Below are 15,153 nucleotides of genomic sequence, written 5' to 3' on the forward strand. Positions count from 1 at the left end.
GCCTGGGGCCGGGTGACCGGCCTCAGCCCTTCTCGTCCGCGAGGCGATGCCCGGAACGGGCCCGCTGGCGGGTGGATCGGAGGCGACGCAGGCGTTTGACCAGCAACGGGTCGTGCGCGAGCGCGGCCGGGGAGTCGATCAGGGTATTGAGAACCTGGTAGTAGCGAGTGGCCGACATGCCGAAGAGATCACGCACCGCCTCCTCCTTCGCGCCGGCGTACTTCCACCACTGGCGCTCGAAGGCGAGGATCTCCCGCTCACGGTCGTCGAGCCCTGCGGCCGCGCCCTCGGAAGGCGCTTCGACCTGGGGTTCCACCACCTGGACGACGGTGGGCTGGGCGCCCGGCACGGTCACCACCATCTCGCTCATCGGCTGCTCCTCATACCGCCACAGTAGGCCCGAAGCACACCAGTGTCATTCACCTCCTGGACACCTGCGCGACCTCCTCGGAACCTCCACGTCACCTCGGGCGCCCGCCCCTGCCCGCGTGTCGGTGGGGACCGGTAGCGTCGCCCGGGTGGAGATGACGACCGAACAGACCGCGCCCGCAGGCGCCACCCCAGCGCCCCGACCTCCGTTGTCGCAGGTCATCGCACCCGACTGGGCAGCGGCGCTGGCAGACGTCGAGGACCAGGTGCACGCCATGGGCGACTTCCTGCGCGCCGAGACCGCCGCCGGGCGGGCTTATCTGCCCGCACCGGGTGACATCCTCGCCGCGTTCCAGCGCCCGTTCGCCGACGTGCGGGTGCTGGTCGTGGGCCAGGACCCCTACCCCACGCCGGGGCACCCCATGGGGCTCTCGTTCTCGGTGCAGCCCACCGTCCGCCCCGTGCCGAAGTCTCTCGCCAACATCTACAAGGAGCTCGGCGAGGACGTGGGGGCGCCGCTGCCCTCGAACGGCGACCTGCGCCCCTGGGCCGACCAGGGCGTGATGCTGCTGAACAGGGTGCTCACCGTGCGCCCGGGCGAGGCCGGCTCGCACCGGGGCAAGGGCTGGGAGGCCGTCACGGAGGCGGCGATCCGGGCGCTCGTCGCACGCGGCGGCCCACTGGTCGCGATCCTGTGGGGGCGGGACGCCCAGTCCCTCAAGCCCTGGCTGGGCGAGGTCCCCTCCATCGAGAGCGCGCACCCGTCGCCCCTGTCCGCGCACCGCGGCTTCTTCGGGTCCCGGCCTTTCACCCGGGTGAACGAGCTGCTCCAGGCGCAGGGCGGCACGCCGATCGACTGGACGCTGCCCTCCTCCTGAGGCCGCACATGACAGGCAAGTGGATGCTTGCCTATGATGGCGGTGTGGACGACGTCTTCAAGGCCCTGGCCGACCCGACTCGGCGCGCTCTCCTCGACGAGCTCGCCGAGCGGGACGGCCAGACACTGTTCGAGCTCTGCGGCCGGCTGCTGAACAACCACGGGCTGAGCTCGTCGAGGCAGGCGATCTCGCAGCACCTCGACGTGCTGGAGGCCGCAGGGCTCGTCCACACCCGGCGCGAGGGCCGGTACAAGTTCCACGACCTCGACACCGCGCCGCTGCGGCAGATCGCCGAGCGGTGGCCCGCCCCACCGGAGGAGTGACCATGCGCATCACCGTGACGAGCGTGTTCGTCGACGACCAGGAGAAGGCCCTGCGCTTCTACACGGACGTGCTCGGCTTCGTGAAGAAGAACGACGTCCCCGTGGGTGAGTACCGCTGGCTCACCGTCGTGGGCCCGGGCGAGCCGGACGGCGTCGAGCTGCTGCTCGAGCCGTCCGCCCACCCGGCCGTGCCCCCGTACAAGGAGGCGCTCGTGGCCGACGGCATCCCCGCCACGTCGTTCGGTGTGGACGACGTGCAGGCGGAGTACGACCGGCTCACCGCCCTCGGCGTCACCTTCACCCAGCCGCCCACCCCCATGGGGCCCGTGACGACCGCTGTGTTCGACGACACATGCGGAAACCTCATCCAGATCGCGCAGGTCTGACGCCTCGGCGAAACCTCGCTGGGGCACGATGGGCAGGTGAGCATGACGACACCCGATCCTGACTCCGCCGCCACCGTCTCGACCCGGCCCACCGCGCCGTCTGCCCCTTGGACCAGGTACGTCGCTATCGGCGACTCCTTCTCCGAAGGTCTGTGGGACCCGCACCCGGACCTGCCCGACACGCAACGTGGCTGGGCGGACCGCCTCGCCGAGGCGCTGTCCGCCCGCCGCGTCGCCGACGGGGAGGCGCCCTTGCAGTACGCCAACCTCGCGATCCGGGGACGCCTGCTCCGGCCGATCCTCGCCGAGCAGCTCCCGGTCGCCCTCGACGCCCAGCCCGACCTGGTGTCCGTCGTGGGGGGCGGCAACGACATCCTCCGTCCGGCAGCGGACATCGACCTCCTGTCGAGCCACCTGGAGGACGCGGTCGTGAAGATCCGCGCCACCGGGGCCGACGTGCTCCTCGCCACCGGCTTCAAGGGCGGCGGCGCGCTGAGCTGGACCAACGGCCGTGTGGGCATCTACAACGCGAACCTGTGGACGATCGCGCGCCGGCACGGGGCGCACGTCGTCGACCTCTGGGGCATGCACGCGCTGCATGACCTGCGTTCGTGGTCGGAGGACCGCATCCACCTCACGCCTGACGGCCACCACCGGGTAGCGCAGGCCGCGCTCACCGCGCTCGGGCTCGAACCGGACGACACCGCCTGGGACGAACCGCTCGGCACTGCCCAGCGCCTCACCCTCGCCGCGCAGGCCCGTGCCAACACCGCATGGGCCCGCACGCACGTGGCGCCGTGGATCAGGCGCCGGCTCACGGGCCGGTCCTCGGGCGACGGTCGCACCCCGAAGTGGCCGACGCTGGACGCGTGGCCGCGGGCGTAGGGACACGCGTCGTCGGAGCGGGAGCAGTGCGGGCGTCGCGACCAGGCGATCGTGCACCGTTTCAGGGCCGATTCGATGCACGATCGCCTGGTCGCGAGGATGGCCCTCTCGGGTGCCCTCCCAGCAAGCACCGAGGCCCGGAATCCGCAGGATTCCGGGCCTCGCTGACTGTCGTGGAGCCGCCTGTCGGATTCGAACCGACGACCTTCCGTTTACAAGACGGGAGCTCTACCAGCTGAGCTAAGGCGGCACGGCTCGGATCGGTCCACCGCGAGCCGGGGACAAGCCTAGCGCCTCCCGACGCGACGGCCTGAGCGCCCCCACCGCACGATCCTGAGCGCCAGCACCACAGCCACACCACACACAGGAGCCCGGGCTCCCGACACCGGCAGGGGTGTCGGGAGCCCGGGCCCGATCGACGCCAGGGTCAGCCGGCCTGGCTGATCGCCTGGGTCAGGTTGCCCACGGTCTGCCAGTCCTGGAACTTCTCGCCGTCGATCAGGACGGTCGGCGTGCCGCCGAAGAAGTCCTTGGTCTGGACATCAGCCGTCACTGCGGTGACCCACTCGCTGAACTCCCGCTCGGCCTCGCCGCTCGCGATGCCGCCGGCCACGTCGGAGGACGCGCCCGCCTGCTCGGCGAGGTCACCCAGCTGGGCGTTGGTCAGGCCACCGGTGTTCTCGGGGGGCTGGTTCGCGAACAGGAGGTCGTTGTAGGCCTCGAAGGCCTCCGGTGCCTGGTCCGCGACCCAGGCCGCGGCCGACGCGGCACGCGTCGAGTACTCGGTGCCCTGCGACACGCGGTCCAGGATCGCGACGGGGTGGATCACGAGGTCCACCTCGCCCGACTCGCGCAGCTCGTCGATGCTGGCGCCGTTGGTCTGCTCGAACTGCCCGCAGATGGGGCACATGTAGTCGACGTACACGTCGAGGCGCGGAGCGTCCTCGGTCCGCTCGCCTGCCGCACCGGACGCCCCGACCGCGATGCCCGTCTCCTCGACCACGCCGGCCGGGAAGCGGTCCACCCGCTCCATCGTGGACTTCTGGCCCTCCTGCACGATGAACCAGACGACGACCCCGAGGAAGATCACCAGGGCGCCCAGAAGACCGAGCGTGATCAGGCGGGTGGTCTTCTCGCGGGCCTGCTGCTTCTTCTGCAGGGAGAGCGCCTCGGCTCGCGCGGCGTCGCGGCGCTCGGCCTTGGACATGTTCTGGCTGGTCGACATCAGGGTCCTTCGTGTCGGCGCACCGGTGTGCGACGTTTCGGCGAGGGCGTAGGGCCGCCTACCCAGTCAGGATACCCGCATTACCTGTGCATGGGCTGAACCCAAAAGGTGTGCACCGGACACCGGCTCGGAACGCTTCGACGCCTTCGGACGAACCGCCGCTACTCGATCTCGGGGCGCCCCGGCAGCGGCCACCAGGTCACGGCGAGCGGCTCCGCGAGCCAGTCGGAGAGCGCCAGCCAGGCCAGCACCAGGGCGATGCCGACGATCACGGCCGACCCCAGCCAGCCCGGCGCGACGAGCGCCAGCAACGGGCGCGCACCGGACCGGGTTCCCGAGGCGGCGGGCCCGAACCAGGCGACGAGGACCGCCATGAGCAGCGCGGCGGCCAGGACCCAGGTATCGACGATCGGCTCGTTCATGCCGCCCACGGACCGCGCCTCCACGCTGGTCTGGGGCACGATGATCACGCGCCCCGGCGCGAAGAGCCACAACCCGATCATGACTGTGAGCACTGCTGCGCACGCCGCCACGAGAAGGGCGGGCAGCGAGCCGAAGACGGCCCGGACCAGGTGCCACGGGGTCTTCAGGGCGGTGACGGTGCCGTCGAAACGCCCCACACCTCGCCGGACACGGCGGGCATGGAACTCGTCCACGACGACGCCGGACAGGCGGGCGGTCACGACGAGCACGACGAGGATCGCGAAGGCGAGGCCCGGCCTGGTGGCCCCGAGCACGACGATGGGCAGGGCGACCGCCGCGATGGTCCCGCGGCGGCGCAGGTACGTGGGGGCCTGGTACGGGGGCACGACGACGGCCGCAGGGGCCTGCCGCGCGACGACCGCACCCCGCCCCTTCCCGCGCACGGGCGCCGGGACGTCGTCCTCGGGTTCCGGCGGGACGTCTCCCACCGCCTGGTAGCGGTCCTCGCCGAGCGGACGGACCGGCAGGCCCACCGCCCGTCCCGTCACGGAGCGCCCCTTCCGCACGGTGTCCCCAGGCAGCACGGAGTCCCCAGGCAGCACGGCGGTGTCGCCGGCCCCCGGCCCTGCCTCCAGCACAGCGGTCCCGGCCGAGCCGGCGCCCGCCGAGCCGGCCGCCGAACCGCCCGAACCGCCCCCGGTCGCAGCAACCGTCTCGGTGACCGCGAGCTCCCGCCCGTCGACCACGAGCGTGTCGTCCACCGCCGGCGCCCCGAGCACCTCGGTGTCGTCGGCGCCGGGCATCAGCACGGGCGCGGCGATGCCGGCATCAAGATCCTGGGCGGACCGGCGCAGCGCGCGGGCCACCTCGGTGGGCCCCCACCGCTCGGTCGGGACGGCCCGCAGGGCGGCCCCGAGCGCACGGGCCGTGCGGGACGGCAGCCCGATGAGGTCGACGCGGCCATCCCGCGAGCGCCGCAGCACGGCCTCGGTGGGGCGCACGCCGAAGGGTGGGCGGCCGGTCCCGGCGAAGACGAGCACGGCGGCCCAGCTCCACCAGTCGGTGTCCGGTCCTGGCTCGGCCCCGTCGAGCAGCTCGGGGGCGAGGTAGCCGGGGGTGCCCATGACGAAGCCGGTGCGGGTGGCCCGCACGTCGCCGAGGGCGTGCGCGAGGCCGAAGTCGATGAGGACGGGCCCGTGCCGGGCGATCAGCACGTTGGACGGGGTGAGGTCGCGGTGGACCACGCCGGTGCCGTGCACGGCCTCGAGCGCGTCGGCGAGCTGGTCGGCCAGCTCGAAGAGGTCGTGGGCGTCGAGCGCGCCGCGCTCGTCGATCTCGTCCTCGAGGGTGGGTCCGTCCACCAGCTCGGTGACGATGAAGGCCTCGGGTCCGTCGAGCTCGGCATCGAGCACGCGGGCGACGGCGGGGTGCCGCAGTCCTTGGAGGGCCTCCGCCTCGCGGCGGAGCCGCTCGCGGGCGCCGGGCTCGTCGAGGTGCCGGTGGAGCAGCTTGAGGGCGACGGGGCTGCCGCCGCCGTCCTCGGCACGGTAGACCGCGCCCATGGCTCCGCTGCCGAGCGGCTCCACGATCGTGTAACCGCCGACGACGGCCCCCCCGGTGGGCTTGGCCTCGCCCATGTCCACGTCACCCATGGGCCACCTCCCTCATGGGGGACACCGTATCGGTCGGCCGCTCTCCCGTCGCGCTACCGCCACCCACTGACCAGCCCCTGACCTGCGTCGTGGGGTCTCCCCGCCCCGGGTGACCCGGTCCCTGGATACTGTGGAGAGGCGGACGACCCCGTTACCCTGGGAACGGTAGGAAGTTTCGTAACGGAAGGCAAGGGGTAGATCATTGCCAGGTAAAGACGGATACGATCTCGTGGTAGTGGCCAACAGGCTGCCGGTGGACTTCTCGGTGGCACCGAGCGGTGAGCTCAGCTGGCAACGGTCCCCAGGCGGCCTGGTCACAGCCCTCGAACCGGTCATGCAGGGGGCCGACGGCGCCTGGGTCGGCTGGTCCGGAGCGCCCGACCTGGCACATGAACCGTTCGATGCCGACGGCGTCCGGCTCGTGCCGGTCACGCTCAGCGCGTCGGAGATCGAGCGCTACTACGAGGGCTTCTCGAACGACACCCTGTGGCCGCTCTACCACGACGTCATCGCGCCGCCCACGTACCACCGGCAGTGGTGGGACGCGTACCGCAAGGTGAACCAGCGGTTCGCCGACGCCGCGGCCGAGCAGGCCGCCGACGGAGCGGTGGTGTGGGTCCACGACTACCAGCTGCAGCTCGTCCCCCGGATGCTCCGCGACCAGCGGCCCGACCTGCGGATCGGCTTCTTCGACCACATCCCCTTCCCGCCGGTGGAGCTGTTCGGCCAGCTGCCGTGGCGCCGCCAGATCATCGACGGGCTGCTGGGCGCGGACGTCGTCGGCTTCCAGCGCAACGGCGACGCGGCGAACTTCGTCCGTGCGGTGCGCCGGCTCACCGACTACACGACCCGCGGCCCGATCATCACGCTGCAGGACTCCGAGGGCCGGCTGAGCCGCCACGTGCGCGCCGGGGCGTTCCCCATCTCGATCGACTCCAAGAGCTTCGACGAGCTGGCCCGCCGTCCCGAGATCCAGGCGCGTGCCAAGGAGATCCGTGCCGACCTCGGCGAGCCCGACATCCTCATGCTCGGCGTGGACCGCCTCGACTACACCAAGGGCATCCGCCACCGGATCAAGGCCTACGGCGAACTCCTCGAGGACGGTCGCCTCGACGTCGAGCACGCCACGCTGGTCCAGGTCGCGAGCCCGAGCCGCGAGAACGTCGGCGCCTACCAGGAGCTCCGCGAGAGCGTCGAGATCCTTGTTGGCCGCATCAACGGCGAGTTCGGCGAGCTGGGCCACTCGGCCATCCACTACCTGCACCACTCGTACCCGCAGGACGAGATGGCGGCGCTCTACCTCGCCGCCGACGTCATGCTCGTGACCTCCCTGCGCGACGGCATGAACCTCGTCGCCAAGGAGTACATCGCCGCCCGGTCCGACGAGCGGGGCGTCCTCGTCCTCTCCGAGTTCACCGGTGCCGCGGACGAGCTCGCACCCGGCCCGCTCCTCATCAACCCGCACGACATCGACGGGATGAAGGACATCATCGTGGCCGCGGCGTCCATGGACCCGCGCGAGCAGCGCCGGCGCATGCGCCGGCTGCGGCGCAAGGTCCTGTCCGACGACGTCGCCAAGTGGTCCGAGGCGTTCCTCGACGTGCTGAACGCCCTCCCCGCCCGCCCCATCGCCGTCGAGCCCCGCGCTGTCGACCCACGCCACTCCGGCTTCCCGGACGCCCTGCGCGCCTTCACACGCGCCCCCGCACCCAGGGCGCCCGACGCCGAACGGCAGGGTTCCGCGGAAGGCAAGCCACACCCGTCGGGCCACAAGGTCGGGTCGACCGCCTGGCTGATCGCTCTCGACTTCGACGGGACCCTGGCCCCGCTCGTGGACGACCCGAAGGCCTCCGCGATGACCAAGGCAGCGCGCGAGGCCGTGGAGCACCTCGCGGACCTGGGGCGCGACCGGCCGGTGCGCCTCGCGCTGGTGTCGGGCCGGGACCTGCAGGACCTGGTGGAACGGACCCAGGCGCCCGCCGGGACGTTCCTGGTGGGCGGGCACGGGGCCGAGGCCGGACGGGCCACCGCCACCGGCGTCGAGGGTGCGCCGCTCGAGCTGTCGCCCGTCCAGGCGCAGCAGCTGGACGCGCTCATCGCCGGGTTCGAGGCCGCCGTCGCGGGGCGGGAGGGCGCCTGGGTGCAGGTGAAGCCGTCCGCCGCGGTGGTCCACACGCGCCTCACCGGGACCGACGACGCGGCCGCCGTGACGGTCGCCGCCGACGAGGTCGCCGCCAACCTGGGGCTCAGCGCGATGCACGGCAAGGACGTCGTCGAGGTCTCCGTGGTCACCACGTCGAAGGGCGAGGCGCTGCGCAGGCTGCGGGCCGCGGTGGGCGCCGAGTGCGACGCCGCGGTGGTCCGGGTCATGTACGCCGGGGACGACACCACCGACGAGCACGCCTTCGCGGCACTCGAGCAGGGCGACCTCGCCGTGAAGGTCGGGACGGGCGACACCCTGGCCGTGCACCGCGTCGACGACCCCGACGCGCTCGCCGCACTTCTCGTGCAGGTGGCCGACTATCTGGAGGGCCACGAGATGTCCGCGTGATGACCTCATGACCTAGGGGTGAGACGCTGGTCATGGCGGAGCACCCCGTAGGTCAGGGTACGATCGCGCTGCAACAGTGTCACAGCAGACACGCGAGTGTAAGCAACGACACCCGACACGACGGATCGTCCGGCACGTACCTGCCGGTGGAGGGATGTTTCATCATGGCTACGGTCACTTTCGACCACGCGACGCGGATCTACCCGGGGACTGAGCGCCCCGCGGTCGACGCACTCAACCTGCACATCGAGGACGGCGAGTTCCTCGTCCTCGTCGGCCCGTCCGGCTGCGGAAAGTCCACCTCCCTGCGCATGCTCGCGGGCCTGGAGGACGTCAACGGCGGCCACATCTTCATCGGCGAGCGCGACGTCACCGACGTGCAGCCGAAGGACCGCGACATCGCGATGGTCTTCCAGAACTACGCGCTGTACCCGCACATGTCGGTCGCCGACAACATGGGCTTCGCGCTGAAGATCGCCGGCACGCCCAAGGCGGAGATCCGCCAGCGTGTCGAGGAGGCCGCGAAGATCCTCGACCTCACCGAGTACCTCGACCGCAAGCCGAAGGCGCTCTCCGGTGGTCAGCGTCAGCGCGTCGCCATGGGCCGTGCCATCGTGCGCCAGCCGCAGGTGTTCCTCATGGATGAGCCGCTGTCGAACCTCGACGCCAAGCTCCGTGTCCAGACCCGTACGCAGATCGCGTCGCTCCAGCGCCGCCTCGGTGTCACCACGGTCTACGTGACCCACGACCAGACCGAGGCGCTCACGATGGGTGACCGCATCGCGGTCCTCAACGCGGGCATCCTGCAGCAGGTCGGCACGCCGCGCGAGATGTACGACAAGCCGGCGAACGTGTTCGTCGCGGGCTTCATCGGCTCCCCGGCCATGAACATCGGCACGTTCACCGTGACCAACGGCAGCGTCCAGGTCGGCGCCGCCACCCTCCCGATCGACCGCACCATCGCGAGCAACCTCGACAGCAACCGGGTGACCCTGGGCTTCCGCCCCGAGTCGCTGGACGTCGTGGACGCCTCGACCGCCGGTGCGTTCCACGTCGAGGTCAACCTCGTCGAGGAGCTCGGCTCGGACGCGTACGTCTACGGCTCGCTGAAGGACGACGTGGCCACGGACCTGCACGCCGGTTCGACGGACCAGCTGATCGTCCGCATCAACCCGCGCCACGTCCCGGAGAAGGGCGAGATCATCTCCGTCGCCATCAAGCCGGGCCAGCAGCACGTCTTCTCCGCCACCTCGGGCGAGCGCCTGAGCTGACGGCACTGACGCCGGAAGGGCTCGGCACACCGTCATCGGTGTGCCGGGCCCTTCCGGCGTAATCACGGAGGGACACATGAAGCCTCAGAACCTGCAGATCACCGCGGCGGCGCCGGATCCGGCGCTGCTCGACCTCCCCTGGGACGTCCCGCTCGAGGACTGGCCGTCGGAGGTCCTTGCCGCGCTCCCCCGCGGCATCTCTCGGCACATCGTCAGGTTCGTGCGCCTGTCCGGCCGCGTCATCGCCATCAAGGAGATCGGCGAGTCGGTGGCGTACCGCGAGTACGAGCTGCTGCGCCAGCTGCGCCGCATCGACGTGCCGTCCGTGGTTCCCCTGGGCGTGATCACCGGCCGGCGGTCGCCCACCGGTGAGCCGCTGGAGGCCGTGCTCGTGACGGAGCACCTGCAGTTCTCGCTCCCGTACCGGGCCCTGTTCAGCCAGGCACTGCGGCCCGACACGGCCACGCGCCTCATCGACGCCCTCGCCGTGCTCCTCGTGCGCCTCCACCTCGTGGGCTTCTACTGGGGCGACGTGTCGCTCTCCAACACGCTCTTCCGCCGCGACGCCGACCGGTTCTCCGCCTACCTGGTGGACGCCGAGACCGGCGACCTGCACCGCCAGCTGAGCCCCAAGCAGCGTGCGTACGACCTCGACCTGGCCCGCACCAACATCATCGGCGAGCTCATGGACCTCGCCGCGGGAGAGCTCCTCGACGAGGACACCGACGAGATCGGCATCGGCGACGCGCTCGTGTCCCGGTACACCGAGCTGTGGGACGCGCTGACCGTCGCCGAGGCGTTCGCGGGCGACGAGCGGTGGCGCGTCGCCGCCCGCATCGAGCAGCTCAACAACCTGGGCTTCGACGTGGACGAGCTCGAGATCACCACCGACATCGACGGCACCACCGTGCGCATCCAGCCCAAGGTGGTCGACGCCGGCCACCACTCGCGCCGCCTGCTGCGCCTCACCGGGCTCGACGTGCAGCAGAATCAGGCGCGACGCCTGCTGAACGACCTCGACTCGTACCGTGCGGCGATGGACCGGCAGAACGACGAGGAGGAGTTCGTCGCGCACGACTGGCTCCGTACCGTCTTCGAGCCCACGATCACCGCCGTGCCCCGCGACCTCCGCCGCAAGCTCGAGCCCGCGCAGCTCTTCCACGAGATCCTCGACCACCGCTGGTTCGTCTCGGAGCGCGCGAAGCGCGACGTCTCTCTGCCCGAGGCCACCGCCTCGTACGTGGAGAACGTTCTCCGCCACCGCCCGGACGAGAAGGCGCTCCTGGGCCTCGCCCCGGGCGAGGTCCAGGACGAGACCGAGCTCGGCCCGCGCGGGGCGGGCGACGAGCTCTACGGCTGAGCCGCTACGCCTCGGCCGCGGCCTTGCGCAGCCGCGCAACCTCGTACAGCGTGATGCCGCCGGCCACGGCCGCGTTGAGCGACTCGGTGTCCGACGAGATCGGGATGGACACCACGGCGTCGCACGTCTCCCGGACCAGGCGGGACAGGCCCTTGCCCTCCGAGCCCACCACGATGACGAGCGGGTCGGTGGCGAACGCCAGCTCGCCCACCTGGGTGTCGCCGTCGGCGTCGAGGCCCACCACGAAGCAGCCCGCCTTCTTCAGCGTCTCGAGGTCGCGCGTGAGATTGGTGGCTCGCGCCACCGGCACACGCGCCGCCGCGCCCGCGGAAACCTTCCAGGCCGACGCCGTCACGCCCGCCGCCCGCCGCTCGGGCACCAGCACGCCGTGCGCGCCGAACGCCCCGGCGGACCGCAGGACGGCCCCGAGGTTGCGCGGGTCGGTCACCCCGTCGAGCGCCACGATGAGGGCCGGCTCGCCGGCCGCCGCCGCGGCGTCGAGCAGGTCCTCGGCCTCCGCGTACTGGTACGGCGGCACCTGCAGGACGACGCCCTGGTGCACCGCGCCGTCGGTCATCCGGTCGAGCTCCGGCTTGGTGACCTCGAGCAGGTTGTACCCGCGGCCGGACGCGATCTGGAGGATCTCGCGCGTGCGGTCGTCGGCCTCCAGGCGCGTCGCCAGGTAGAGCGCCGACACCGGGACCTCGTTGCGCAGCGCCTCCAGCACGGAGTTGCGGCCCGTGACGAGCTCGGTCTCCTTGGCGCCCGCCTTGCCCGCGCGGGACGAGCCGGCGACGCTCCGGTCGCCGCCCGGACGACGTCGGCCCTCGGTCGCGGCGCGCTTCTCCGCCTCGGCCTTGCGCTTGTGCGCCGGGTGGTACTGCCGGTCCTCCGCCTTGGGCGTCGGGCCGCGGCCCTCCAAGGACTTGCGGCCGTGGCCGCCGGTGCCGACGGTGGCGCCCTTCTTGCTGCCCGCCTTGCGGACTGCGCCGGGACGCTTGGGTGTGGCTGCCATGGGTGCCTCGGTTCCTGAGGGCGGCCACGGAACTACGCCGGTGCCGCCGGGTGTGTCAGATATCAGATGTCAGTTGTTGGCCGCGAGCGCCCAGCGGGCGCCGTCCGCGGAGTCCTGGACCTCGATGCCGGCCGCGAGGAGCCGGTCCCGGATGGCGTCCGCCGCCGCCCAGTCGCGGGCGGCGCGGGCAGCCGCCCGCGCGTCGAGCTCGGCCCGGACCAGCGTGTCGAGCGCGTCGGCGTACCGGGTGTCGGCGGGGCCGGACCAGACCACGGGGTCGAGGCCCAGCACGTCCAGCATCGCACGCAGGGCCACGAGGCCCGCCCGCGTGCCCTCGTCGTCCCCGGCGGCGAGCGCCGAGTTCCCGGCACGCAGGTGCTCGTGCACGGAGGCGAGCGCGGCGGGGACGTTCAGGTCGTCGTCCATCGCGGCGGTGAACGCCTCGGGCAGCTCGGCCTTGGCGATCTCCTCGACGGGCACCTGTCCCACGCGCTCGGTGGCGCGGGCGACGAACCCGGACAGCCGCTCCCACGTGGCCCCCGCCTCGTCGAGCGTGTCCGGGGACCACTCGAGCATGGACCGGTACTGGACGGACGCGAGCGCGTAGCGGACCACCGGTGCGGGTGCCTGGGCGAGGAGCTCGCTCACGAGCATCCCGTTGCCGAGGGACTTGCTCATCTTCACGCCGGACTGCGTGACCCACGCGCAGTGCAGCCACCGCTCGGCGAAGCCGTAGCCCGCCGCGCGCGACTGCGCCTGCTCGTTCTCGTGGTGCGGGAAGCGCAGGTCAAGACCGCCGCCGTGGATGTCGAAACGCTCGCCCAGGTAGCGGTGCGCCATGGCGGAGCACTCGAGGTGCCAGCCGGGGCGGCCGCGGCCGTAGGGGGTGTCCCAGGCGGCCGTGGCGGGCTCGCCGGGCTTGGCCGACTTCCACAGCGCGAAGTCGTGCGGGTCGCGCTTGGGCGAGGACTCGCTGTCCTCGGGGTTGAGGTCCTCGAGCCGCTGGCGGGTGAGCTCGCCGTAGTGCGGCCAGGACCGCACGTCGAACCACACGTCGCCGTCGCCCGTGGCGTAGGCGTGCCCGCGCTCGACGAGGCGCTGCATGAGCGCCACCATTTCGGGCACGTGGCCGGTGGCTCGCGGCTCGTAGGTGGGGGGCAGCACGCCCATCGCGTCGTACGCCTCGGTGAAGACGCGCTCGTACCGCGCGGCGTGGGCCCACCAGGGGACGCCGGCCGCCGCCGCCTTGGCCAGGATCTTGTCGTCGATATCCGTGACGTTCCGGATCATCGTGACCCGCAGGCCCTTCCGCTCGAGCCAGCGCCGCAGCAGGTCGAACGCGATCACGGGCCGCAGGTGCCCCACGTGGGGGGCCGACTGCACGGTGGCGCCACACAGGTAGATACCGACCTCGCCCGGAGTCAGGGGTTCGAAGTCGCGCACGTCCCGTGTCGCGGTGTCGTACAGTCGGAGGCTCACCAGCCAAGGGTACCGGGCGCGGTCAGCCCGCGTCCGCCGCCAGCGCGCGCTCCTGGTGCCGGTGGCCCACCGTCTCGAACCCCACCACGGAGACCGCCGGCGCCAGCATGACCAGCAGCAGCGCCCAGGCCATGTCCACGCCCAGGCCGGCGGCCACGACCGCCCCGGCGAGCAGCGCCACCGCGCCGAGCACCAGCCACACGTGGAACGCGTCGAACGTGCGCATCACCACCCAGTGGAGGGTGTAGTCCGCGACGACGAACACGAGGACCGGCACCGCCACCGCCACGACCGTGCCGACCGCTCCGAGGTGCGACTCGCCGCCCAGGTACGACGCTGCCACGTGCAGCCCCGCCCCGACCGAGGCGAGCGAGGCGATCACCGCCATCTGCCCATACCCCCAGGCGAACGACCGTTCCCGGTGCCGGTGCAGCATCGTGGACGCCGGGGTGATGTAGTACGTCCACCACAGCCCGAACGTCAGGCCGATCCCGGCCACGGCCACGAGCGCCGCGTCGACGGTCCAGCCGCTGTCCTCCACGACGGCGCTGAGCGACGCCACGGTCCCGATGACGCCCTCGCCCAGCGTGATGATGGCGAGCAGCCCGTAGCGCTCGACGATGTGGTGCGCGTGCCAGGGCGTGCCGCGCAGCCCGCCGCCCCCGCCCGGGATCCGCTCCGCGAGGCGCGGCCCGGTCATCTCGATGCCGCCGAGGATCGCCCCGGCGACGAAGAACGTCGGCACGTCCACCGGGGCGATCGCGAGCGCGATCCACCCGATCTGGGTGAGGACGAGGACCCGGGCGTACATGTGGCAGGTGGCCCGGTACTCGGGCGCCTGCCGCGCGGCGCGGAGCCACTGGACCAGCAGCGCCAGGCGCATCACGACGTAACCGGCCACCATCACCTCGTTGTGGACCCGGTCGCCCTCCTCGAGCGAGTGGAACATGTCGGGGAGCCCGAGGGCCAGCACCACCACGCCGATCATCTGGACCATCGTGGTGACCCGGTAGAACCGGTCGTCCGTGTCGAACGCGGACGCGAACCAGGAGAAGTTGATCCAGGCCCAGACGATCGCGAACATCGAGAAGACGAACCCGAGCAGCCCCACCCCCACGTGGTCCTCGACCACGGCGTGCGCCGCCTGCTCGCCGGCCACCCCGAACGCGACGACGAACGCCAGGTCGAACAGGAGCTCCAGCGGCGTGGCCGAGCGGGCCGGCTCGTGCGGGTCGCGTCCCGTCATGCGACGGGTCCGGGCGGGGCCGAGGTGAGTCATAGGCATATCGTGCCCTCCGGGGTGGCCACGGCGCGGCTCCGGCGCGGTAGCGTCAGG

Annotated in this window: 13 protein-coding genes and 1 tRNA gene; 7 read left to right on the forward strand and 7 right to left on the reverse strand. The window is 72.1% G+C overall.

The genetic code is table 11. The features are described 5' to 3' along the window. Window positions 1–22: 22 nt before the first annotated feature. Window positions 23–361, reverse strand: coding sequence for a DUF3263 domain-containing protein (locus D1350_RS12085; RefSeq protein ID WP_125776413.1), 339 nt, complete (start codon window positions 359–361; stop codon window positions 23–25). A gap of 163 nt (window positions 362–524) precedes the next feature. On the opposite strand from D1350_RS12085, the gene D1350_RS12090 reads away from it, so the two are divergent. The 4 genes from D1350_RS12090 to D1350_RS12105 are packed head-to-tail and all read left to right on the forward strand — an operon-like array spanning window position 525 to window position 2,841. Further along, window positions 525–1,247: a uracil-DNA glycosylase gene (locus tag D1350_RS12090; protein ID WP_125776414.1), complete on the forward strand. Its 723-nt coding sequence runs from the start codon at window positions 525–527 to the stop codon at window positions 1,245–1,247. A gap of 44 nt (window positions 1,248–1,291) precedes the next feature. Then, entirely contained in the window at window positions 1,292–1,570 is a 279-nt protein-coding gene (locus D1350_RS12095) for an ArsR/SmtB family transcription factor (RefSeq protein WP_125776248.1), read from the forward strand. 2 nt (window positions 1,571–1,572) lie between these two features. Beyond that, window positions 1,573–1,956: a VOC family protein gene (locus D1350_RS12100; RefSeq protein ID WP_125776249.1), complete on the forward strand. Its 384-nt coding sequence runs from the start codon at window positions 1,573–1,575 to the stop codon at window positions 1,954–1,956. A 42-nt stretch (window positions 1,957–1,998) separates the two neighbouring features. Beyond that, on the forward strand, window positions 1,999–2,841 hold the full coding sequence (locus D1350_RS12105) for an SGNH/GDSL hydrolase family protein (protein ID WP_125776415.1): 843 nt from the start codon (window positions 1,999–2,001) through the stop codon (window positions 2,839–2,841). A gap of 174 nt (window positions 2,842–3,015) precedes the next feature. Here D1350_RS12105 and D1350_RS12110 read toward each other — a convergent pair. The 3 genes from D1350_RS12110 to D1350_RS24125 all read right to left on the reverse strand — a co-directional run bounded on the left by D1350_RS12110 (window position 3,016) and on the right by D1350_RS24125 (window position 6,141). Continuing rightward, window positions 3,016–3,091, reverse strand: a tRNA-Thr gene (locus tag D1350_RS12110). A 177-nt stretch (window positions 3,092–3,268) separates the two neighbouring features. Next, window positions 3,269–4,066 carry a DsbA family protein gene (locus D1350_RS12115; protein WP_125776250.1) on the reverse strand — a complete coding sequence of 266 codons (798 nt, stop codon included), beginning with the start codon at window positions 4,064–4,066 and terminating at the stop codon, window positions 3,269–3,271. Window positions 4,067–4,227: 161 nt separating this feature from the next. Beyond that, complete coding sequence (locus tag D1350_RS24125; RefSeq protein WP_206074519.1) at window positions 4,228–6,141, reverse strand: protein kinase domain-containing protein; 1,914 nt, start codon at window positions 6,139–6,141, stop codon at window positions 4,228–4,230. Window positions 6,142–6,376: 235 nt separating this feature from the next. On the opposite strand from D1350_RS24125, the gene otsB reads away from it, so the two are divergent. The 3 genes from otsB to D1350_RS12135 all read left to right on the forward strand — a co-directional run bounded on the left by otsB (window position 6,377) and on the right by D1350_RS12135 (window position 11,323). After that, window positions 6,377–8,692: a trehalose-phosphatase gene (gene otsB, locus D1350_RS12125; protein WP_240644063.1), complete on the forward strand. Its 2,316-nt coding sequence runs from the start codon at window positions 6,377–6,379 to the stop codon at window positions 8,690–8,692. A gap of 164 nt (window positions 8,693–8,856) precedes the next feature. Then, a complete protein-coding gene (locus D1350_RS12130; RefSeq protein WP_125776252.1) occupies window positions 8,857–9,963 on the forward strand; it encodes an ABC transporter ATP-binding protein in 1,107 nt (368 codons plus the stop codon). A 76-nt stretch (window positions 9,964–10,039) separates the two neighbouring features. Next, complete coding sequence (locus tag D1350_RS12135) at window positions 10,040–11,323, forward strand: DUF4032 domain-containing protein (protein ID WP_125776253.1); 1,284 nt, start codon at window positions 10,040–10,042, stop codon at window positions 11,321–11,323. 4 nt (window positions 11,324–11,327) lie between these two features. Here the strand turns inward: D1350_RS12135 and rlmB are convergent, their stop codons facing one another. The 3 genes from rlmB to D1350_RS12150 form a co-directional block, all read right to left on the reverse strand. Beyond that, complete coding sequence (rlmB, locus tag D1350_RS12140; RefSeq protein ID WP_125776254.1) at window positions 11,328–12,338, reverse strand: 23S rRNA (guanosine(2251)-2'-O)-methyltransferase RlmB; 1,011 nt, start codon at window positions 12,336–12,338, stop codon at window positions 11,328–11,330. A gap of 69 nt (window positions 12,339–12,407) precedes the next feature. After that, entirely contained in the window at window positions 12,408–13,817 is a 1,410-nt protein-coding gene (cysS, locus tag D1350_RS12145; protein ID WP_125776255.1) for a cysteine--tRNA ligase, read from the reverse strand. Window positions 13,818–13,839: 22 nt separating this feature from the next. Continuing rightward, a complete protein-coding gene (locus D1350_RS12150; protein ID WP_240644064.1) occupies window positions 13,840–15,096 on the reverse strand; it encodes a low temperature requirement protein A in 1,257 nt (418 codons plus the stop codon). Between the last annotated feature and the right edge of the window lie 57 nt (window positions 15,097–15,153).

Origin of the sequence: Antribacter gilvus (assembly GCF_003946865.1) — a bacterium.
GTDB lineage: Bacteria > Actinomycetota > Actinomycetes > Actinomycetales > Cellulomonadaceae > Antribacter > Antribacter gilvus.

Excerpts from the sequence above, each read along its gene's own strand:
- D1350_RS12085 (WP_125776413.1), bottom strand. The coding sequence starts at position 361 with ATGGTGGTGACCGTGCCGGGCGCCCAGCCCACCGTCGTCCAGGTGGTG.
- D1350_RS12090 (WP_125776414.1), top strand. The coding sequence starts at position 525 with ATGACGACCGAACAGACCGCGCCCGCAGGCGCCACCCCAGCGCCCCGA.
- D1350_RS12100 (WP_125776249.1), top strand. The coding sequence starts at position 1,573 with ATGCGCATCACCGTGACGAGCGTGTTCGTCGACGACCAGGAGAAGGCC.
- D1350_RS12105 (WP_125776415.1), top strand. The coding sequence starts at position 1,999 with ATGACGACACCCGATCCTGACTCCGCCGCCACCGTCTCGACCCGGCCC.
- D1350_RS12115 (WP_125776250.1), bottom strand. The coding sequence starts at position 4,066 with ATGTCGACCAGCCAGAACATGTCCAAGGCCGAGCGCCGCGACGCCGCG.
- D1350_RS24125 (WP_206074519.1), bottom strand. The coding sequence starts at position 6,141 with ATGGGTGACGTGGACATGGGCGAGGCCAAGCCCACCGGGGGGGCCGTC.
- D1350_RS12130 (WP_125776252.1), top strand. The coding sequence starts at position 8,857 with ATGGCTACGGTCACTTTCGACCACGCGACGCGGATCTACCCGGGGACT.
- D1350_RS12135 (WP_125776253.1), top strand. The coding sequence starts at position 10,040 with ATGAAGCCTCAGAACCTGCAGATCACCGCGGCGGCGCCGGATCCGGCG.
- rlmB (WP_125776254.1), bottom strand. The coding sequence starts at position 12,338 with ATGGCAGCCACACCCAAGCGTCCCGGCGCAGTCCGCAAGGCGGGCAGC.
- D1350_RS12150 (WP_240644064.1), bottom strand. The coding sequence starts at position 15,096 with ATGACTCACCTCGGCCCCGCCCGGACCCGTCGCATGACGGGACGCGAC.